We start from the raw sequence: 18,977 nt of genomic DNA on the forward strand, positions 1-18,977 counted from the left end.
CATACGTTGCGACCCAAATGTGAAAGCGTTTTACGAAGCCTTGGTGGCTCGAGGAAAGAGGAAGATGCAGGCTATTGTCGCAGTCATGCGCAAATACCTGACCGGACTATGGGCCTGCATGCGGGCAGGCGAAGACTTCAGTACAGCCAAGCTTTTTAGCGATAAACACACCCAAAAAGCTTGACCGTGAACAGAGTATCTACAGGTCCGGCGTATAAAAAAACCCACTGACCGTCGCCGGTTCAGTGGGTTTTGTGTGTCAGGGTTCTGCTTACAGAGCCATGTCACGTGCAGCGTTTTCCTTCGGCGCTACGGCTTTGTCAGCCGCAGGTGCCGCCGGAGCAGCTACCTGACCGATCGCTGGAGGCGTCGGCAGTTCGAGGATTTTCGCGGTGTAAGCCCACTCTGCAGCCACTTTGGCCGGATCGCTGTTCAGCTGGGTGCCGTAGCTCGGCACGATCTGGTGCAGCTTGGTCTGCCACTCAGGGGTTGCGACTTTGTCTTTGAAGACTTTCTGCAGCACGCTCAGCATGATCGGTGCAGCAGTCGACGCGCCTGGCGATGCGCCCAGCAGGCCGGCGATCGAGCCGTCTTGCGAAGCAACGATCTCGGTGCCCAGTTTCAGCACGCCGCCAGCGGCTTCATCACGCTTGATGATTTGTACGCGCTGGCCGGCTTGCCACAGACGCCAGTCTTCGGCCTTGGCGTTCGGGAAGTATTCCTTCAGCGCGTTCAGACGGTCTTCATCCGACAGCATCAACTGACCGGCAAGGTACTCGACCAGCGGGTATTCCTTGATGCCGACCCTGGTCATTGGCCAGATGTTGTGGGTGGTGGTACTGGTCAGCAGGTCGAAGTACGAACCTTCCTTGAGGAACTTGGTGCTGAAGGTCGCGAACGGGCCAAACAGAATGACGCGCTTGCCGTCCAGGACACGGGTGTCCAGGTGCGGAACCGACATCGGTGGCGCGCCAACCGAAGCCTTGCCGTAGGCCTTGGCCAGGTGCTGCTCGGCAATCGTCGGGTTCTCGGTTACCAGGAACGAACCGCCAACCGGGAAGCCTGCGTATTCCTTGGCTTCAGGAATGCCCGACTTCTGCAGCAGGTGCAGAGCACCGCCGCCAGCGCCGATGAACACGAACTTGGCGTCGGTTTCGGTCTTGGTACCGTCCTTGAGGTTTTTGTAGCTCACACGCCAGGTGCCATCGGCGTTCTTGGTGATGTCTTCGACTTCGCTCGACAGTTTCAGATCGAAGTTGGGTTTGGTTTGCAGGTGAGCGGCGAACTGGCGGGTGATTTCGCCGAAGTTCATGTCCGTACCCAGCGGGCTCCAGGTGGCCGCGATTTTCTGGTTCGGGTCACGCCCTTCCATCATCAGCGGTACCCACTTCCTGATCACAGCCGGATCTTCGGAATACTGCATGCCAGCGAACAGCGGGCTCGCCTGCAGGGCTTCGTAGCGCTTTTTCAGGAACTTGATGTTGTCATCGCCCCACACGAAGCTCATGTGCGGAGTGGTGTTGATGAACGAACGAGGGTTCTTCAGCACGCCCTGCTGAACCTGCCACGCCCAGAACTGACGGGAAACCTGAAACGCTTCGTTGATCTCGACAGCTTTCGGGATCGTCACGTTGCCCTTGTCGTCTTCAGGGGTGTAGTTCAGCTCGGCGAGGGCGGAGTGACCGGTACCGGCGTTGTTCCAGCCGTTGGAGCTTTCCAGGGCGACGCCATCGAGGCGCTCGACCATTTCCATCGACCAGGTCGGTTCCAGCTCATTGATCCACACACCCAGGGTGGTGCTCATGATGCCGCCGCCGATCAGCAGGACATCAACTTTCTTGGCTTCGGCAGCATTGGCAGACGACATCCCCATCGCCAAAGCCAGACCGAGCAAGGCTGTGTTCACTTTCTTAAACATCTGTTGCACCTATGATAAAACGCCTTCCGCCCGTCGTTGTTATCAGTCTGCGTTGCGCTTTGTTGACGCTCAGGCTGGCGTCGCGCAATCCGGCACACTTCAATATTGACGGGTGGGCACACAAGGCCGACATGTGGCATCGACCTCAGTTAATGTCCCTTCTGAACTGACTTCTTATCGTTATTGGCTTCAGCTGCTTGAGCGACAGGGATCCCGTCGGCCCGCCTGAAAGGCCAGCCAACCGAATTAAGTCAAAGCAAATTTGGCGCGGAGAATATCACGTCAGGGCGAACCCGCGCGTCTGTTCCCGACTTGAAAGTCTTTTTCCGCTCTGGGGCTTATCGGCCATGGGCCACCAAACATGACCGTGATCAGGCATTGGCCTGCAAAGTTTTTTGCGCGATACACATCGCAACTTGATAAATCATTGCGAACGGCTCGTTGTTCAAGCAGAAAATAACCTGCTACGTTGTACGATGACTGACAAACTAAGCCAGTCATTCCGACCCAATAACAACAAGGAAACAACATGACCAAATCCCGCCTCCTCATCGGTTTGTTCTGCGCCTTCAGCGCCTGCGCCATGGCCGCCCCTGCCCCGGCGGAAAAGGAAGTGGCCCAAGCGGTGGATCACCTGACCCAGGCGATGCTGCACAAAGACATCGCCGAACTGAACGCTCTGACCGCGCCGAACCTGACCTACGGCCACTCCAGCGGCAAGATTCAGGACAAGCAGGAATTCATCGCCGACATCGAGACCGGCCGCAGCGCATTCAAGACCCTGGAGATGCAGAAGCAGACCATTACTCTGTCCGGCGATACCGCATTGGTGCGCCACCACTTCTCCGCGCAGGCGTTGAAAGGGACTGAGGTGATTCCGACCGAGATCGAGAATTTCCAGATCTGGCAGAAACAGGGTGGGAAATGGTTGTTGGTTGGGCGGCAGGCGTTCAGATTTTGATTAAGGGACCATTGGCCTGATTCAATCCTGTCAGAGCTGGCCTATTCGCGAGCAGGCTCGCTCCCACAAAGGACTCGACACTGGCGAACCTTGTGGGAGCGAGCCCGCTCGCGAAAGCGCTGGCTCAGGCAATGGAAAACCCGCGGGTCTACCCCAACATCACAACCGAAACCGATCCACCGACTGCGCCAACTGTCCCGCCAGATTCGCTAATTCATCCGTAGTCGTCGCCGTCTGCCCGATCACCCGACTGTTGCCTTCGCTCATCCCGGCAATCATCTCCACCTGATGGGCGATCTCGTTACTGGCTTGGCTCTGTTCGCCAATCGTGCGGGTGATGTCGTTGACCAGTTGCGTGGTGTTCAGCGTGGCGTCGAGGATTTCCCGAATCGCCCGCTCGACTTCCGCCGTCACCGCCATGCCCTTGTCGACCTGCGCCACGCCGGCCTCCATGCTGGTGACCGCCTCGCGCGTGCTGCTCTGGATGCGCGCGACCATTGCGGCAATTTCCTGGGTCGAGGCGCTGGTGCGTGCGGCCAGACTGCGCACTTCATCCGCGACCACGGCAAAGCCACGGCCCTGCTCTCCTGCCCGCGCCGCCTCGATCGCGGCGTTGAGGGCCAGCAGGTTGGTCTGGTCGGCGATGCTCTTGATCACCTGAATGATGTTGAAGATCGCCTCGGATTCCTGATCCAGCGTGCGAATCACCTGCGCCGACTGCTGTGCCGAGCGGGCGATGTCGTCCATGTCGCTGACCACTTGATGAATCACCCCGCCGCCCTCCTTCGCTAGAGTTTCCGCCTGATTGGCCATGCTCAGGGCACGTTCGGCGTGGCGGGTGATTTCCTCGATGCTGGCGGTCATCTGACTGGCGGCGGCCGCCATGGTCCCGGCGGCAACGCTTTGCTGCTGGCTGCTGTCGGCGACCTGATGGCAGCCCTGACTGAGCTGCTCGCTCATGCCGCTGACACCGTGGGCGTTGCGCCGGACCACGTCGATCATGTTGCGCAAGTCACGTTGCATGGTCGCCAATGTGCGGATCAGCACACTGGCTTCGTCCTTGCCGGCGGGTTCAACAATCGGTTCGCTGAGATTGCCATGGGCAATGCTTTCAGCGATGCGGCTGGCGGATTTGAGCGGCCCCATGATACTCAGGATCACCCAGCGCCCCTGAATCAGCAGCAGCAACAGACTGGCGATCAGCACCACTCCCAGCGCGACATTGGCGTGGCGGATGGCCGCTTCAGTGCCTTCGCTGGTGTGCAGGGTGTTATTTTCGATCAGTTCGCTGAGCGCGCCCATCTGCTCTTCGAGCTGAGTAAAGGCGCTATTGAACGTACCAAGCTGCTGTTGGGCGGCATCTGGCTTATCCAGCGCCACGCCGACGATCTGCTCGGCGGATTTGATGTAGGTGTCGAGGCTCGGCTTGATCTGCTCCAGCGCCGTGCGCAGCTGCGGGTTGATCGGCAGTTTCAGGTTGTCATCCAGCATTTCACGAAAATGCCCTGCGTGCTCGGCCAGCGAATCGCGCACTTCTGTGGCGGTGGCGGTGCTCTTGCCCAGGCCGACCAGCATCGCCGAATAGACATCGGCGCGCAGGGCGTCGTGCATCATGTCCGCTTCCATATGATTGCGCAGCGCGCTCATGCTTACCGTGTTATCGCCGACCGCCGTGGCCATCCGCAGGTTGCCGACGTAACTGACCAGGCTCACGATCAGCGCCGTCAGCAGGCTGGTCGCAATCAGCAACACCAAACGCAGTTTGATCGACACCGTGGAATCTCCCGTGGGCACGCTGGATTGCGCTTGTCGGATTTCAGTTAAGCCTATGTGCAGGGAACTGCCGACACAGAGCGTATCGGCTGATGTCAGGGGCGACTTGAATCCGGCAAAACTTTTCAAGCGTGAACCCGGTCACACCTTGCAGCGCCGATGGATAACGCCTTCATCGCTGGTTAACCCCGGCAGGCTATCAATCCATGGCTACGAACATTCATGCAGCTGAAGGAAACGCTTATGAAACGCGCACTGTGGTTTGGTCTGCTCGGCACGTTGGCAATCGGCACCGCACAGGCAGCAACGGAGAAAGTCGCAATCAATCTGGTCAGCGCCGACGGTGCGCCGCAGGCGATCGGCTCTGTCACTGTCAGCGAGACGCCGTACGGCCTGCTGTTCACACCCCAGCTGAAATCATTGCCGGCCGGCATCCACGGTTTTCATGTCCATGAAAACGGCAGCTGCGAAGCGGGCACGAAGGATGGCGTGAAAGGCGCGGCACTGGCCGCTGGCGGACACTTCGATCCGGCCAAAACCGGCAAGCATCTCGGCCCTTACGCCGATGGGCATCTGGGTGATCTGCCAGCGGTGTATGTGACGGCTGACGGGGTCGCCAACTATCCGGTGCTGGCACCGCGCCTGAAGAAGATTTCCGAGATCAAGGGCCACGCCCTGATGATTCACGCCGGCGGCGATAACCATTCCGACATGCCCAAGCCACTGGGCGGTGGCGGTGATCGCATGGCCTGTGGGGTGATCTGAACCGACTGAGCGGTGAAAACGCTGACTCACGGCTTTTCACCGCTCACGGAACTCCCGCGCGCCGTTCACCTCTGACGTTATGTAGTCCCTTCCCTTTTTGCTTAGCGCTTGTGGAGGAACACGTCATGCGCAAGTTAGTCCTGATTTCTTCTTTAATGCTTTGCCTGCCGGTCGGTTCGGCGCTGGCCCGCGTTGACGCGGGTGACGTCGCCACCTCGGCAGGTGTCTCCGCGTCGCTGTACTCGACCTTCAAGGACGACAAAATGGTCATTCCGGCCCGTGACGACGTGTCTGCGTTCGTTGCCAGCGGCGGGGCCATTCGTGGGGTTTATCTTGAGTCGGTACTGCAACAGGTGCGCCAGGCCAACCCTGGCTTGAACGCCAGTGATGAAGACCTGGCCAACGCCATTCTGGTGCAATACGAAGGCGTGCAGCAGTAGTCACGAGGGAAGCAGCGGCCGATGGACGGCCGCTGAGTGCACATAGGCAAACATGTCCGACGGCCTCTATGATGGAGGCCATGACGACGACCGTGCCCTTGCGCTCACCCTGCCCTCCCGGCGCCTGCATCTGCGGGCGCGATCCGTTGCTGGAAACGCCCGGCGCCGACCTGCGCATCCTGCGCTTGACTCGCGCTGAAGAAAAAATTCTTCTGGCGCGCCTGGAACAACTCAAAGACCTCGACGACCTCAAACGCCTGCAACAGCGCATGTACGAGCAACTCGGCATCCGTGTCGACGTCGCCCCCGGCTTCAATGAAGTGCGCACCATGCGCGGCATCGCCATTCAGATCGACGAGCTGCCAGGCCTGTGTCGCAAGACTCGCGCGGCGATCCCGGCAGCGATTCGCAAGGGCCTGGAAAACCACCCGCAAATCGCCTTCGAACTGCTCAACGCCCACGACTTGCTGCGCGACACCTGATCACTTTTTCATGCCGACGCGCTTGCGCATCTCGGCGGTGATGGTCTGACGGGTTTTCTTCATTTCCGCCCAAGGCTCATCGCCGACTTCGGTCAGACGCTCGTGAACGTTGTAGATGTTCCAGTGATTACCGCCCTTGATTTCAGCGACTTCCTCTCGGTACAGCGGCACCGACACCGGCATGCCTTCCCGCGCACGTGCGGCGTAGGCGCAAATGGTGGTGGCACCGAGGCCGTTGCGCAGGTAATCGATGAAGATCCGCCCGACGCGGTTTTTCGGCCCGGACACCGCTGAAATCCGGTCCGGTAGCAACTTGGCCATGTGGCTGACGATGGCGTGGCTGAAGTCCTTCACTTCGTCCCAGCCATGCTTGCGCGTCAACGGCACCACCAGGTGAATGCCTTTGCCGCCGCTGGTTTTCAGGAAGGCTTTGAGGCCCAGCTCATCGAGCACAGTGAGGGTCAGCGCGGTGGCTTCAACCATGCTTTTCCATGGCAACGCAGGATCCGGGTCGAGGTCGAGGACGAAGCGATCGGGCTTGTCCAGATCCACGGTTGTGGCGTTCCAGGTGTGCAGCTCCACCGTGCTCATCTGCACCGCACCGACCAGCGCTTCGGGATTGTTGATCATCATCACTGGCTGGCCGGTGACGTCCTTGTCCAGGGCGGTGATGCCGGGAATGGCCAGGCGATCGGCGTTCTTCTGGAAGAACAGTTCGCCGGCGATGCCGTCCGGTGCACGCACTAAGGCCACGGGACGATCCTTGAGTTGCGGCAGGATGTGTTCGGCAACGCTGGCGTAATACTGCGCCAGTTGCATCTTGGTTGTGCCGCTGACCGCATCGATCACTCGATTGGGGTGAGTGATGCGTACCTTGCCGCCGGCCAGACCTGCTTGCGAAGGCGCGGTTTCGGCTTTTTTGCTGGCGGCGGTTTTCTTTGCCGGCTGCTTTTCGGCGGTTTTGGTCTTTTCGGTCTTTTCGGTTTTTTCGGGCTTGGCAGCTTTCACAGGCTTCGCTCGCTCTTCGGTAATGTCCTTGGCCGGTTTGTCATCGCGCAAACCATGGAACACGGCGTGGCGCACCGAGCCGTCCTTGGTCATCTCGGCGAATGCCACTTCGGCCAGCAGTTTGGGTTTGAGCCAGTGCACGCCTTTGGCCTCGAAACCGCTGGGCGGATTGACCACTGCGGAGGTTTTGGTCTGCAACGGCTTGAGTTGGGCGAGGATGCTTTTCAATGTGGTTTCGTTGAACCCGGTGCCGACCTTGCCGGCGTAGCGCAACTCGCCACTGTCAGCGTCGTGCAGGCCGAGCAGCAAGGCACCGAAGGCACTGCGCGCGCCTTTCGGATCGGTGTAGCCGACGATGACGAATTCCTGGCGATGTTTGCACTTGAGCTTGATCCAGTCGCCGCTGCGCCGCGATACATAAGGCGAGCCGAGCCGCTTGCCGATCAGGCCTTCCATCTGCATCTGGCAGGCGCTGTTGAGCAGCGCGTCCGGGGTTTCTTCGAAGGCTTCGGAGAAGCGCAGCGTTGAGGATTCTTTCTGCGCACCGAGAATGGTGCTCAACGCGGCGCGGCGTTCTTCCACCGGCACGTCGCGCAGGTCGACGCCATTCAGATACGGCACGTCGAACAGGTAATAAACAATATTGCCGCTGCGCCCGGCATCGAAGGCATTCTGCAGCGCCTGAAAATCCGGCACGCCTTGCTCGTTGGCCACGACCATTTCGCCATCGAGCCAGGCCGATTCCAGACCCAGCGCCGCCAGCGCTTTGGCCTGCTGCGGCAGTTTGTGCGTCCAGTCATGGCCGTTGCGGGTGAACAGCTGCACCTCATCGTGATCGATCCGCGCCATGATCCGGTAGCCGTCAAACTTGATCTCGTAGCTCCACTGCCCTTCGGGCGCGCTGTCGACCAGCGTCGCCAGTTCCGGCTTGATCAGCGCTGGGAGCTTGCCCTTGCGCGCGCCGGTAAGCTGCCCGGACGCCTGCTTGCGCGGCTTGGCCGGGGCCTTTTTCACCGGTTTGGCTTTATCGGCAGCAGCCGCCGATTTGCCGACAATCGTGCGCTCGCTGAGCACGCTGTCGGGCTCGGCGACCAGGACGTCGAAATCATCCTGCGGTCGCGCGGCGTTGTCCTGATGCTTGATCAGAAACCATTGTTCCTTCTTGCCCGGCATGTGCGTGCGCACCAGATTCCACACGCCGCCGAGCTTCTCGCCTTGCAGCTCGAACTTGAGCCGGCCCTTGGCATAGGCCTTGTGCGGATCCTCCAGCGGAATCCACACGCCGCGATCCCAGACGATCACATCACCGGCGCCGTAATGCCCCTCGGGAATGCTGCCTTCGAACGTCGCGTAATCGAGCGGATGATCCTCGACATGAATCGCCAGACGCTTGACCGACGGGTCCAGCGACGGCCCCTTCGGCACCGCCCAGCTTTTCAGCGCGCCATCGAGTTCCAGGCGAAAGTCGTAATGCAGGTGCGAAGCATCGTGCTTCTGGATGCAGAACTGCAAAGCATGATCCTTGGCCGACTTACGACCCGAGCGCTTGACTGCGGCCGGTTCCGACGTCGCGGAAAAATCACGCATGCGGTTGTAATCGTCGAGGTTCCTGTTCATGAGCACACCGATGGCAGACGGGTTCTGTTATGCAGAAGAGCGACACGGCGGCGGAAAAATTCAATCGAGGTAAAAAAGCCCCAGACGGATGGAACGGCCGGGGCTGGCAGTGTCAGGGATTTTTACAGCGGGTCAGGCTTGCCCTTTCGCCTGCTGTTCCAGATGCACCTGCAAGTCGGGATCGATGTTCAAGGCGGCGGCCAGCTCATCGAGATAGCTGCGTTCGGCGTGCTGTTGATCGTCTACCAGCATGACGCTGGCCAGGTACATTTCGGCGGCTACGGCCGGATCGCCGTTAGCGGATTGCGCCACTTCGCGGGCATCCAGCGGCTTGGCGACTTCGGCGTCGAGCCATTGCTGCAACTGCGGGTCGGCGGTGTGTTTGCCGATCTCGCTGCTGATAAGGTGCTTTTCTGCGTCGTCGATGCGGCCGTCAGCCTTGGCGGCGGCGATAAGGGCGCGCAGCACCGCGTGGCCGTGGGTTTCGATTTGCGGGCCGGCGAGCAGGTCGGCGGTTTGTGGCAGCTCCTGCGGCGCGGTGCTGGCCTGGCTGCGTTGCCAGGCTTGATACGCTTGGTAAGCCATCATGCCCAGCGATGCGAGCGCCGCGTAACTGGTCCCGCCGGTACGGCTTCTGCTACCGCCACCGAGGGCGCTTCCCAAGCCACCGCCGCCGAGCAAGCCACCGAGCAAACCACCCAGGCCGCCGAGGCCACCCGAAGCAGCCGCGCCACCCGCTCCGGACTGACTGCCGCCGCCCAACAGTCCACCAAGTAAACCGCCCAGGCCGTCACCGGCCGAAGCTCCGCGTTGTTGTCCCGCCGAGGCCTGGCCTCGCAGCAGTTGTTCAAGCAAATCGCTGGTGTTCATGACGTTATCCTCCGAGGCCACGGCCCGATCGCGTCAGGCAACGATAGACCGACGCAGCCATAGCGCCAGCACCGTTGGGCTGACGCCCGATCACCGTTGAATCGCCACGCGAGAAAATTTTCGCCAGCCAGCTAAGATTCAGGGGTGGTGAACCTTATCCCGGCTAAACCGGTCGATAGCTGCAACCCGACCCGGTTTGCCGACGCCCTTTCTGATGATGGGCGATAACCGGCTTGCTTCACTTTCTGGAGAACGCCCCCGTGATATCAACCGTACACATCGCCAGGCTGAAAGCATGGGGCGCCCATGGTTTTACCGCGACCGGCGTGGTGACCGCCTTCCTTGCCACCCTCGCGCTGCTGGAAAACCAGCCGATTCATTGCCTGATGTGGCTGGGCGTGGCGCTGATCGTCGACGGCCTCGATGGCGCACTGGCGCGCAAGGTCAATGTGCAATCGGTGCTGCCGAGTTTCGACGGTTCGATCCTCGATCTGGTGATCGATTACCTGACTTATGTATTCATCCCGGCACTGTTTATCTACCGCTACATTCCCCTGCCCGATTACACCCTGTTGCTGACGGTGTCGGTGATTCTGGTGTCGTCGCTGTTCTGCTTCTGCAACGTCAACATGAAGAGCAAGGACAACTATTTTGTCGGCTTCCCGGCGGCCTGGAACGTGGTAGCGCTGTGCCTGTACATCATTGGCCCGGGCCCGTGGATTACCTTTCTCACCGTGATCGGGCTGGCGCTGCTGACGGTGACGCGGATGAAGTTCCTGCACCCGTTTCGCGTGCGGCGTTTCATGCCGATCAATATTGCGGTGACGGCGATCTGGCTGTTGTGCAGTCTGTCGCTGGTGCTCAATCACCCGGTGATCAACCCGCTGGTGATGGGCTTGTGGTTGCTGATGTCGGCTTATTTCCTGGGGATCTGCATCTGGCGCACGGCGCTGGAGTGGTTTGATCGCGGCCATTTGAAATAAGCACATTCCCTGTGGGAGCGAGCCTGCTCGCGAATGCGGTCGTTCCATCAACATCAAGGTTGGCTGGCACACCGCTTTCGCGAGCAGGCTCGCTCCCACAGAGATCTTCATCGATCAGGAGATCCGATGGGGACTAGCGCTTGGTAATCACCACCTCCAGATATTCGCTCGGCACCACCAGCGATGCCTCCCCGGCGCGATTCGCTCGATTGAGCAACTCGGTCAGATCATCCTCCAACGCCTGTCCGGCCTCCGCCGGCAACACCGCAAAAGCCTTGTGCACCGGCCCATACCAGTGCCGAAAGATATCAATGAAATGCGCCGCCGAGCGGTAGCGGAAGTTGAAGTGGCTGCGGGTCACGCGCACGACAAAATCGCGGTCATCGAAATGCTTGTGCAGCCACGCATCCGAGCCCCAGTTCGATGGAGGCTGTGCAACCGCTGGCGGTGGCAGATGCTGGCCGAGAGTCTTGAACATCTGGCCGACGAAGCCCTCCGGCGTCCAGTTCGCCATACCGATCCGTCCGCCGCGACGACAGACCCGCCCCAGTTCAGCAGCGGCGGTGACCTGGTCAGGCGCGAACATCACGCCGAACGTCGACAACACGGCGTCGTAGCTTTCATCGGGAAAAGGCAAAGCCTCGGCATCGGCCACCTGAAAAATCACCTCCAGATGCTCGGCCCGGGCGCGATCCTGACCACGCTCCAGCAATGCCGCCACATAATCGGTCGAAGTCACTACACACCCGCGCCGCGCCGCTGCCAGGGTTGCATTGCCGTTGCCGGCAGCGACATCCAACACCTGTTCATCACAACGCAGATCGCAAGCCTCGGCGAGGTTTTCCCCAACAATTTGCAAGGTGGTGCCGATCACGGCGTAGTCGCCACTGGCCCAAGCGACTTTCTGACGTTCCTTCAGGGCAGTGAGATCAAGCGGGGTACTCATGACAGCGAGCTCCGTGGCAGAGAGAATGCACAGTCGGCGGCGCAGACTGTGCTTGGTCACTATCGCGCCGAGGCTGCACGGCGTCCCTGTCAATCGTCCGCCAGCCCCATAAACCCGGCACTTTGCCGATGAGCGGCGCGAATCTGTCAAGCACCTGATACACCTTGCGCATTGTCAGCCTCGCGGGATTGGTTTCTGATGCGGGCTCGCCCACGCAAAGGACTCGACCGATGTCACTGCACCTCGACTGGCTCGCCGCGCACATGCAACACAGCGATCGCTACGCGGCGTGGATTCACCAACAATTCCACTACGAATACGCCGACCAGCCCCTGGCTCAATGGCAGCTCGAATTTGCCGAGGGCCAAAGCAATGGCGAATGGTCGTGCCTGATTGCCATGGACGGTGAACGCCTGCTCGGTGGTGCCGCACTGGCCCGCAACGACTTGGCTGATCGCGCCGATCTCGGCCCATGGCTCGCCTGCGTATTCGTTGACCCCGAGGCGCGCGGGCGAGGCTTGGCGGAGCAGCTGATTGAAGGGATTTGCGAGGCAGCAAAGCAGCGTGGGGTGTCGCGGTTGTACTTGCACACGCAAGACAAACACGACTACTACGGTAAACGCGGCTGGCAGCTATTGGAGGGTTTTCAGGCGTGGGAAAAACAACAATGGCTCATGGTCCGCGACCTGTGAGCCATTGGTTTTTTTGATCAGGCTGCCGGAGCTTTCGCCTCTTCCAGCAACTGCTTGATCATCTGCTCCTGCTCCGCATAGCGACCTTCACCAAAGTGGCTGTAACGCATCTGGCCCTTGGCGTCGATCAGGTAATGCGCCGGCCAGTACTGATTGTCGAAGTTGCGCCAGATTGCGTAGTCGTTGTCGATCGCCACCGGGTAGGTGATACCGAGTTTTTTCACCTGATCCTTGACGCTGTTGATGATGCGCTCGTAGCCATACTCGGGTGTGTGCACGCCGATCACCACCAGGCCGTCCTTCTCGTATTTCTTCGCCCAGTCTTTGACGTACGGCAGGGTGTGCTGGCAGTTGATGCAGTCGTAGGTCCAGAAGTCCACCAGCACCACTTTGCCGCGCAGGGATTCGGCGCTGAGCTCTGGTGAATTGAGCCACTGCACAGCGCCCGACAGCGACGGCATCGCGCCCCGCGCCTCGTCCATCATCGAATCCGCGCGGACCTTGCTGACAAAGTAGTCGACCACTTTCGGCACGTTTTCCAGGACGTTTTTCTCGACGCTGGCCACGCCTTCGGAAGAGGTGTTGGCGAGCAGAGCCTTGTCGGCGCCCGTGGAAATCACCGCAACTGTAGCAAGCACCGCAACCCCGGCACCACGGCGCAACCAGCCGCTGAACGGGATCGACGGTTTCAGCCGATTGACCAGACCGCGCCCGGCGAAGATCAACGTGCCCAGCGACAAGGCACTGCCGACGCCGTAAGCCAGCAGCAACAGGCTGGTCTGGGCATTGGCGCCTTGCAACATTGCGCCGGTCAGAATCACCCCAAGGATCGGCCCGGCACAGGGCGCCCACAACAGGCCGGTGGCGACGCCGAGCATGATCGAGCCCATCGGTCCGGCTCGTTTACGGGTGTCCTGATCGAGACGATTACCCAGGGCGACGAAAGGCCTGGTCAGCCAGTCACCGACGCGGGCCGAGATCAGCGACAGGGCGAACAGCGCCATGACCAACAAGGCAACGTGGCGGCCGGTGTTGCTGGCCTGAATCACCCACTCGCTGCTGACCACCGCGAGGCTTGAGATCAGCGCAAAGGTCAGCGCCATGCCGGCGAGGGTCAGCAAGATCGAGGAACGGGTACGGTTGGCGCCAGCGAACAGAAACGGCACCACCGGCAGGATGCACGGACTGAGGACGGTCAGCAGACCGCCGAGAAATGCGATGAGGTACATAACGGGGTCACCTTGAATGTGGGGGCTGGGCACGCAACCGGGCAGCGAGGGAAACGTCCCCTCGCTAGCCTGCTTTATTTACGCCGTGGCTCATGCGGTCTGGCCGTCCAGCAGCTGCCCTTGAGGCGTGCGACTGGCACCGTTTTCTGCGACCAGTTGGCCTTGCGGTGTACGGCTGGAACCATCAGCGGCGACCATCTGGCCCTGCGGCGTGCGGCTCGATCCGTCAGCGGCAACCATCTGGCCCTGCGGCGTGCGGCTCGACCCGTCAGCGGCGACCATCTGCCCCTGCGGCGTGCGGCTGGAACCATCAGCGGCGATCAGTGCATCGCTGCCCTCCTTCGCGACCGGGGTCAGCTGGAAGCAGGTGCTGCTGGCGCAGCTGCTCTGCTCCAAGGCACTGTTGGCGTGGGCGGCGGCACCGGTGAAGGCGAAGGCTGCTGCGGTCAAAAAGCGCGAGACGTTGTTCATGGCAAAACTCCTTGCAGAAAAAGTAGGGATGACTCAGTTCTGGTTGTTGCAGCCGTCAGCGAATTTGCTGTAATCCAGCTCGCGGGTTTTGCCGGCGGAATCGAGGTAGGTCATGCGCGCCTCGGTGATGCCGCAGGTCACGGAAGTGTCTTCAGTCATCGACAGCACTTTCTGGATATCCAGATGGGTGCCGTAGGTGTAGGTTTGCCGGCTGACGTCAGCTTCGGCGTGGGCCGACAGGGTGCAGATGTTCAGAGCGGCGAACAGGCAGGCGGCGAATACGGATTTATTGTTCATGGTGTAGTCCTCAAGGCTTCAGTGGGTTTGAGCCGAGGCGGTCTGTGTGTGTGCCTCGATGGAGCCTATTTGAGGCCTTCGAGGTATCGCGTCTGTGTCAGGAAAGGACGAGAATCACTCGTTGTGTATCCATGCAGTGTGTAGATACAGAGCGATACAAAACCCCGAAAAAATCGTGATTTTGCGTCGGTGTGTATCCGCCGTCGCGACAGATACACTGCAATACAAAGGCAGGCAGGCGTGCGGTCAGCGGCGCTATAGACTGCACGGCATTCCCCCTTTGACAGAGGCTTGAACCGATGGAACATGTCGATCACATTCTCATCGTCGACGACGACCGCGAGATCCGTGAACTGGTAGGCAACTACCTGAAGAAGAACGGCCTGCGCACGACAGTGGTCGCCGATGGCCGACAGATGCGCAGCTTCCTTGATGCCAACACCGTCGACCTGATCGTGCTCGACATCATGATGCCCGGCGACGATGGCCTGCAGTTGTGCCGTGAATTGCGCGTGGGCAAACACAAGGCCACGCCGGTGCTGATGCTCACCGCGCGCAACGATGAGACCGACCGCATCATCGGTCTGGAAATGGGCGCCGACGATTACCTGACCAAACCTTTCGCCGCCCGCGAGCTGCTGGCGCGGATCAACGCCGTGTTGCGCCGCACGCGCATGTTGCCGCCGAACCTGGTGGTCACCGAAGCCGGTCGCCTGCTGGCGTTTGGTCGTTGGCAGCTGGACACCTCGGCCCGGCACCTGCTCGACAGCGACGGCACCATGGTTGCCCTCAGCGGCGCCGAATACCGCCTGCTGCGGGTGTTCCTCGACCATCCGCAACGGGTGCTCAGCCGTGATCAACTGCTCAATCTGACCCAGGGACGCGAGGCCGACCTGTTCGACCGTTCCATTGATCTGCTGGTCAGTCGCCTGCGTCAACGCCTGCTGGACGATGCCCGCGAGCCGGCCTATATCAAGACCGTGCGCAGTGAAGGTTATGTATTTTCGCTGCCGGTCGAGCTGCTTGGAGCTTCAGCATGAAACTCAAGCTGCAATGGCCGCGCACCCTCGCCTCGCGCCTGTCGCTGATCTTCCTGATCGGGCTGATTCTGGCGCAGGGCCTGTCGTTCGGCGCGCAGTATTACGAGCGTTACCAGAGCGCGAAAAGCACCATGCTCGGCAACCTCGAAACCGACGTCTCGACTTCGATGGCGATCCTCGATCGCCTGCCCGCCGCCGAGCGCGAGGCCTGGCTGCCGCGACTGGCCCGGCGCAATTACGGCTACCTGCTCAACGAGGGCGAACCGGGCATGCCGGTGACCTCAGCTGAAAAGTCCGTCGCGATCGCCTCGATTACGGCGGCCATCGGCGACACTTATCCAATCGTGTTTACCGAAGTTCCCGGCGGTCCGAGACAACACTTCCAGGGCCACCTGCGCCTGAGCGACGGCAGCCCGGTGACCATCGATATCCGTCCGGCGATGGTGCCGTTGTCGCCGTGGTTGCCGGTGGTGCTGCTCGGCCAACTGGCGTTACTGATCCTCTGCACATGGCTCGCCGTGCGCATCGCCATCCGCCCCCTCACTCGCCTCGCCAACGCCGTGGAAACCCTCGATCCCAACGCGCACCCGATCAAACTCGACGAGCAAGGGCCGACCGAAGTGGTCCACGCCGCGCGGGCGTTTAACGCCATGCAGACGCGCATTGCCGCCTACCTGAAAGAACGCATGCAACTGCTCGCGGCGATTTCCCACGACCTGCAAACGCCGATCACCCGGATGAAACTGCGCGCAGAGTTCATGGACGACTCGGTCGAGAAAGACAAACTGAGCAGCGACCTGGGCGAGATCGAGCATCTGGTGCGCGAAGGCGTGGCCTACGCCCGCAGCGTTCACGGCGCCACCGAAGAAAGCCGGCGTACCGATCTCGACTCGTTCCTCGACAGCCTGGTCTTCGACTATCAGGACATGGGCAAGGACGTGCAGCTCGGCGGCAAGAGCAAAGCGGTAATCGAAACCCGCCCGCAGGCCCTGCGCCGGGTCCTGGTGAACCTGACCGACAACGCCCTGAAATTCGCCGGCGCCGCGCAATTGCAGGTCGAAGCGCAGGGCAACAGCCTGTCGGTGAAAGTCCTCGATCGCGGCCCGGGCATCGCCGAGGCCGAACTGGCGCAAGTAATGGAACCGTTCTATCGCGTGGAAAATTCGCGCAATCGCGATACCGGCGGCACCGGGCTCGGGCTGGCGATCGCCCAGCAATTGGCAATGGCGCTGGGTGGCTCGCTGCTGTTGAGCAATCGTGAAGGTGGCGGGTTGTGCGCTGAACTGAAGTTGCCGCTGCCACGCTGAGAAAAACACCGGCTAGACTCATTCATTACCCAGTCGAGGGGGCCGCAGGACGTCTGCTGTGCCCTGCCCCAATCCGTGACCACCGCCCGGTGGCGCCTGCCTCGACATTCAACGCCGCCGGACGGTGATCCTGTTTCAGGAGCACACGTGATGAATGAGGCGAAGCTCAACGAATTCATGGGCAAACTGGTCAACGACATGGGCGGCGCGGCGATGCTGGCCAATGTCATCGTCGGCGAAGAACTCGGCCTGTACCGGGCAATGGCCGACAGCCAACCGATCAGCCCCGAAGCCCTCGCAGCAAAAACCACCTGCAATCCCCGGCTGGTGCGTGAATGGCTCAGCGCCCATGCCGCGTCCGGCTACATGGAACACTCTGACGGTCAGTTTCGTTTGCCCGAAGAGCAGGCCTTGGCGCTGGCCGTGGAGGAATCCCCCGTGTACGTCGCCGGCGGTCTCGGCGTGGTGGCGTCGTTTTTCCATGACAAGGACAAACTGGTCAAGGCCATGCGCGGCAATGGCGCCTTGTCTTGGGGCGATCACCATCCGTGCATGTTCAGCGGCACTGAACGCTTCTTCCGCCCCGGGTACAAAGGTCACCTGATTGCCGAATGGCTTCCGGCCCTGGACGGTGTGGTGGCCAAACTCGAACGCGGCGCCAAGGTTGCCGACATCGGCTGCGGTCACGGCGCCTCGACGGTGATCATGGCCCAGGCGTTTCCCAAATCGCAGTTTGTCGGCTTCGACTTCCATGCGCCGTCAGTCACCGTCGCGACGCAACGGGCCGAAGAAGGCGGTGTGGGCAATCGCGCCAGATTCTTCGAGGGGACGGCGAAAAACTATCCCGGCGGCGACTACGACCTGATCTGCTTTTTCGACTGCCTGCACGACATGGGCGACCCGGTCGGCGCCGCTCGCCACGCTTATGAGTCGCTGAAAGACGACGGCACGGTGTTGCTGGTCGAACCGTTCGCCAACGACAAACTGGACGACAATCTCAACGCGGTCGGGCGCCTGTTCTACGCCGCCTCGACGTTTATCTGCACGCCCAATTCGCTGTCCCAGGAAGTCGGCCTCGGGCTCGGTGCGCAGGCCGGGGAAATGCGCCTGCGCAAAGTCTTTGTCGAGGCCGGGTTCAAGCAGTTCCGTCGCGCCACGCAGACACCGTTCAACCTGATACTGGAGGCGCGCAAGTAACCCGAGCGGATCGCATGCTAACCTGCGGGCACTGCCCATTCTGGAGTGCTGAGCATGCTCGATAGCCCGATCCGCGAACATCTCGATACGCTGTTGCAGGCCATGGCCGACGATAAATTCCTGATATTGACCGGCGCCGGCATCAGCACGCCGTCGGGCATTCCGGACTATCGCGACAGTGACGGCGTGCGTCGTGGGCGGCAGCCGATGATGTATCAGGAATTTCTCGCCGCCCCGGAATCACGCCGGCGTTATTGGGCCCGAGCCATGCTCGGCTGGCCGCGCGTGCGAAAGGCCCGACCGAATGCGGCGCATGAGGCGCTGGCGACGTTGCAGCAGCGCGGCCGGATCAGCGCTTTGATCACGCAGAATGTCGATACCTTGCACGATCAGGCCGGCAGCCAGGATGTGATCGAGCTGCATGGCAGTCTGCATCGAGTGCTGTGCCTGGATTGCGGGCAACGCAGCGAGCGCGATGCGATCCAGCAGCAGATGGAGGCACAGAATCCCTACCTGAGTGGTGTTGATGCGGTGCAGGCGCCGGATGGCGATACCTTGCTCGACCCGGCATTTGAAGCGCTCTTTCAGGTACCGCAGTGCCCGCATTGCGCGGGTGAGCGGATGAAACCGGATGTGGTGTTTTTCGGCGAGAACGTGGCGCAACCGACGGCCGCGCGGGCCTTGGCCGCTGCCGAGAATGCGGCGGGGTTGCTGGTGGTGGGATCGTCGTTGATGGCGTATTCGGCGTTTCGCTTGTGTCGGGTGATTGCCGAGCGTGGCAAGCCGTTGATGGCGATCAATCTGGGCAAGACTCGGGCGGATGATTTGCTCGATTTGAAGATTGAAGGGTCGTGTGAGGAGCTTTTGCCGTGGTTGGTGGAGGAGCTGGGGCGGTGAGATTTTGAGTAATGGGTTCGGCTTGAAATCGGCCCCTCACCCTAGCCCTCTCCCGAGGGAGAGGGGACTGACCGAGGTGTCTGT

General features: G+C 60.9%; 18 protein-coding genes and 2 pseudogenes. 11 read left to right on the forward strand and 9 right to left on the reverse strand.

Features of this window, described 5'->3' with window-relative positions; translation table 11 throughout:
- Positions 1-184, forward strand: a pseudogene (locus tag CKW30_RS27390) (IS110 family transposase); the annotation flags it as partial.
- An 87-nt stretch (positions 185-271) separates the two neighbouring features.
- Here the strand turns inward: CKW30_RS27390 and mqo are convergent.
- Positions 272-1,918: a malate dehydrogenase (quinone) gene (gene mqo, locus CKW30_RS22725; RefSeq protein WP_095181975.1), complete on the reverse strand. Its 1,647-nt coding sequence runs from the start codon at positions 1,916-1,918 to the stop codon at positions 272-274.
- A gap of 529 nt (positions 1,919-2,447) precedes the next feature.
- Here mqo and CKW30_RS22730 point away from each other — a divergent pair.
- Positions 2,448-2,879 carry a nuclear transport factor 2 family protein gene (locus tag CKW30_RS22730; RefSeq protein ID WP_095181976.1) on the forward strand — a complete coding sequence of 144 codons (432 nt, stop codon included), beginning with the start codon at positions 2,448-2,450 and terminating at the stop codon, positions 2,877-2,879.
- A 159-nt stretch (positions 2,880-3,038) separates the two neighbouring features.
- Here CKW30_RS22730 and CKW30_RS27975 read toward each other — a convergent pair whose 3' ends face one another.
- Entirely contained in the window at positions 3,039-3,902 is an 864-nt protein-coding gene (locus CKW30_RS27975; protein WP_371857569.1) for a methyl-accepting chemotaxis protein, read from the reverse strand.
- A pseudogene (locus CKW30_RS27980) lies at positions 3,897-4,673 on the reverse strand (MCP four helix bundle domain-containing protein); the annotation flags it as partial. The pseudogene CKW30_RS27980 and the gene CKW30_RS27975, both read right to left, overlap by 6 nt.
- Before the next feature lie 222 nt (positions 4,674-4,895).
- Here CKW30_RS27980 and sodC point away from each other — a divergent pair.
- The 3 genes from sodC (at position 4,896) to CKW30_RS22750 (ending at position 6,339) form a co-directional block, all read left to right on the forward strand.
- A complete protein-coding gene (gene sodC, locus CKW30_RS22740; RefSeq protein ID WP_095181978.1) occupies positions 4,896-5,417 on the forward strand; it encodes a superoxide dismutase family protein in 522 nt (173 codons plus the stop codon).
- 125 nt (positions 5,418-5,542) lie between these two features.
- The gene (locus tag CKW30_RS22745; RefSeq protein ID WP_016775151.1) at positions 5,543-5,857 is read left to right on the forward strand and encodes a DUF2388 domain-containing protein; all 315 of its coding nucleotides are present in this window, start codon (positions 5,543-5,545) and stop codon (positions 5,855-5,857) included.
- Between the two features lie 80 nt (positions 5,858-5,937).
- Positions 5,938-6,339: a hypothetical protein gene (locus tag CKW30_RS22750; protein ID WP_038861845.1), complete on the forward strand. Its 402-nt coding sequence runs from the start codon at positions 5,938-5,940 to the stop codon at positions 6,337-6,339.
- On the opposite strand, the gene ligD is transcribed toward CKW30_RS22750, so the two are convergent.
- Together ligD and CKW30_RS22760 are read right to left on the reverse strand one after the other, a co-directional pair.
- Positions 6,340-8,964: a DNA ligase D gene (gene ligD / locus CKW30_RS22755; RefSeq protein WP_095181979.1), complete on the reverse strand. Its 2,625-nt coding sequence runs from the start codon at positions 8,962-8,964 to the stop codon at positions 6,340-6,342.
- 132 nt (positions 8,965-9,096) lie between these two features.
- Positions 9,097-9,834, reverse strand: coding sequence for a tellurite resistance TerB family protein (locus CKW30_RS22760; RefSeq protein ID WP_095181980.1), 738 nt, complete (start codon positions 9,832-9,834; stop codon positions 9,097-9,099).
- A 260-nt stretch (positions 9,835-10,094) separates the two neighbouring features.
- On the opposite strand from CKW30_RS22760, the gene pcsA reads away from it, so the two are divergent.
- Entirely contained in the window at positions 10,095-10,817 is a 723-nt protein-coding gene (pcsA, locus tag CKW30_RS22765; protein WP_039762346.1) for a phosphatidylcholine synthase, read from the forward strand.
- 133 nt (positions 10,818-10,950) lie between these two features.
- Here pcsA and CKW30_RS22770 read toward each other — a convergent pair whose 3' ends face one another.
- A complete protein-coding gene (locus CKW30_RS22770) occupies positions 10,951-11,763 on the reverse strand; it encodes a class I SAM-dependent methyltransferase (protein WP_095181981.1) in 813 nt (270 codons plus the stop codon).
- A 230-nt stretch (positions 11,764-11,993) separates the two neighbouring features.
- On the opposite strand from CKW30_RS22770, the gene CKW30_RS22775 reads away from it, so the two are divergent.
- A complete protein-coding gene (locus CKW30_RS22775; protein WP_095181982.1) occupies positions 11,994-12,455 on the forward strand; it encodes a GNAT family N-acetyltransferase in 462 nt (153 codons plus the stop codon).
- Between the two features lie 17 nt (positions 12,456-12,472).
- Here the strand turns inward: CKW30_RS22775 and CKW30_RS22780 are convergent, their stop codons facing one another.
- The 3 genes from CKW30_RS22780 to CKW30_RS22790 all read right to left on the reverse strand — a co-directional run bounded on the left by CKW30_RS22780 (position 12,473) and on the right by CKW30_RS22790 (position 14,452).
- The gene (locus CKW30_RS22780) at positions 12,473-13,684 is read right to left on the reverse strand and encodes a cytochrome c biogenesis protein DipZ (RefSeq protein WP_095181983.1); all 1,212 of its coding nucleotides are present in this window, start codon (positions 13,682-13,684) and stop codon (positions 12,473-12,475) included.
- A gap of 90 nt (positions 13,685-13,774) precedes the next feature.
- Complete coding sequence (locus CKW30_RS22785; RefSeq protein WP_095181984.1) at positions 13,775-14,155, reverse strand: hypothetical protein; 381 nt, start codon at positions 14,153-14,155, stop codon at positions 13,775-13,777.
- 33 nt (positions 14,156-14,188) lie between these two features.
- Entirely contained in the window at positions 14,189-14,452 is a 264-nt protein-coding gene (locus tag CKW30_RS22790) for a DUF2790 domain-containing protein (RefSeq protein ID WP_016775158.1), read from the reverse strand.
- 299 nt (positions 14,453-14,751) lie between these two features.
- On the opposite strand from CKW30_RS22790, the gene CKW30_RS22795 reads away from it, so the two are divergent.
- The 4 genes from CKW30_RS22795 (at position 14,752) to CKW30_RS22810 (ending at position 18,893) form a co-directional block, all read left to right on the forward strand.
- Positions 14,752-15,492, forward strand: a complete 741-nt coding sequence (locus CKW30_RS22795; protein WP_039762337.1) for a response regulator — start codon at positions 14,752-14,754, stop codon at positions 15,490-15,492.
- A complete protein-coding gene (locus tag CKW30_RS22800; RefSeq protein ID WP_056789126.1) occupies positions 15,489-16,799 on the forward strand; it encodes an ATP-binding protein in 1,311 nt (436 codons plus the stop codon). The genes CKW30_RS22795 and CKW30_RS22800 overlap by 4 nt, the downstream gene beginning before the upstream one ends.
- A 150-nt stretch (positions 16,800-16,949) precedes the next feature.
- On the forward strand, positions 16,950-17,996 hold the full coding sequence (locus CKW30_RS22805; protein ID WP_056789123.1) for a class I SAM-dependent methyltransferase: 1,047 nt from the start codon (positions 16,950-16,952) through the stop codon (positions 17,994-17,996).
- A gap of 54 nt (positions 17,997-18,050) precedes the next feature.
- Positions 18,051-18,893, forward strand: coding sequence for an NAD-dependent protein deacetylase (locus CKW30_RS22810; protein ID WP_095181985.1), 843 nt, complete (start codon positions 18,051-18,053; stop codon positions 18,891-18,893).
- Positions 18,894-18,977 lie beyond the last annotated feature (84 nt).

It is taken from the genome of Pseudomonas sp. Irchel 3F6 (assembly GCF_900187595.1).
Classification (GTDB): domain Bacteria; phylum Pseudomonadota; class Gammaproteobacteria; order Pseudomonadales; family Pseudomonadaceae; genus Aquipseudomonas; species Aquipseudomonas siliginis.

Excerpts from the sequence above, each read along its gene's own strand:
- mqo (WP_095181975.1), bottom strand. The coding sequence starts at position 1,918 with ATGTTTAAGAAAGTGAACACAGCCTTGCTCGGTCTGGCTTTGGCGATG.
- CKW30_RS22730 (WP_095181976.1), top strand. The coding sequence starts at position 2,448 with ATGACCAAATCCCGCCTCCTCATCGGTTTGTTCTGCGCCTTCAGCGCC.
- CKW30_RS27975 (WP_371857569.1), bottom strand. The coding sequence starts at position 3,902 with ATGCAACGTGACTTGCGCAACATGATCGACGTGGTCCGGCGCAACGCC.
- sodC (WP_095181978.1), top strand. The coding sequence starts at position 4,896 with ATGAAACGCGCACTGTGGTTTGGTCTGCTCGGCACGTTGGCAATCGGC.
- CKW30_RS22745 (WP_016775151.1), top strand. The coding sequence starts at position 5,543 with ATGCGCAAGTTAGTCCTGATTTCTTCTTTAATGCTTTGCCTGCCGGTC.
- CKW30_RS22750 (WP_038861845.1), top strand. The coding sequence starts at position 5,938 with ATGACGACGACCGTGCCCTTGCGCTCACCCTGCCCTCCCGGCGCCTGC.
- ligD (WP_095181979.1), bottom strand. The coding sequence starts at position 8,964 with ATGAACAGGAACCTCGACGATTACAACCGCATGCGTGATTTTTCCGCG.
- CKW30_RS22760 (WP_095181980.1), bottom strand. The coding sequence starts at position 9,834 with ATGAACACCAGCGATTTGCTTGAACAACTGCTGCGAGGCCAGGCCTCG.
- CKW30_RS22770 (WP_095181981.1), bottom strand. The coding sequence starts at position 11,763 with ATGAGTACCCCGCTTGATCTCACTGCCCTGAAGGAACGTCAGAAAGTC.
- CKW30_RS22775 (WP_095181982.1), top strand. The coding sequence starts at position 11,994 with ATGTCACTGCACCTCGACTGGCTCGCCGCGCACATGCAACACAGCGAT.
- CKW30_RS22780 (WP_095181983.1), bottom strand. The coding sequence starts at position 13,684 with ATGTACCTCATCGCATTTCTCGGCGGTCTGCTGACCGTCCTCAGTCCG.
- CKW30_RS22785 (WP_095181984.1), bottom strand. The coding sequence starts at position 14,155 with ATGAACAACGTCTCGCGCTTTTTGACCGCAGCAGCCTTCGCCTTCACC.
- CKW30_RS22790 (WP_016775158.1), bottom strand. The coding sequence starts at position 14,452 with ATGAACAATAAATCCGTATTCGCCGCCTGCCTGTTCGCCGCTCTGAAC.
- CKW30_RS22795 (WP_039762337.1), top strand. The coding sequence starts at position 14,752 with ATGGAACATGTCGATCACATTCTCATCGTCGACGACGACCGCGAGATC.
- CKW30_RS22800 (WP_056789126.1), top strand. The coding sequence starts at position 15,489 with ATGAAACTCAAGCTGCAATGGCCGCGCACCCTCGCCTCGCGCCTGTCG.
- CKW30_RS22805 (WP_056789123.1), top strand. The coding sequence starts at position 16,950 with ATGAATGAGGCGAAGCTCAACGAATTCATGGGCAAACTGGTCAACGAC.
- CKW30_RS22810 (WP_095181985.1), top strand. The coding sequence starts at position 18,051 with ATGCTCGATAGCCCGATCCGCGAACATCTCGATACGCTGTTGCAGGCC.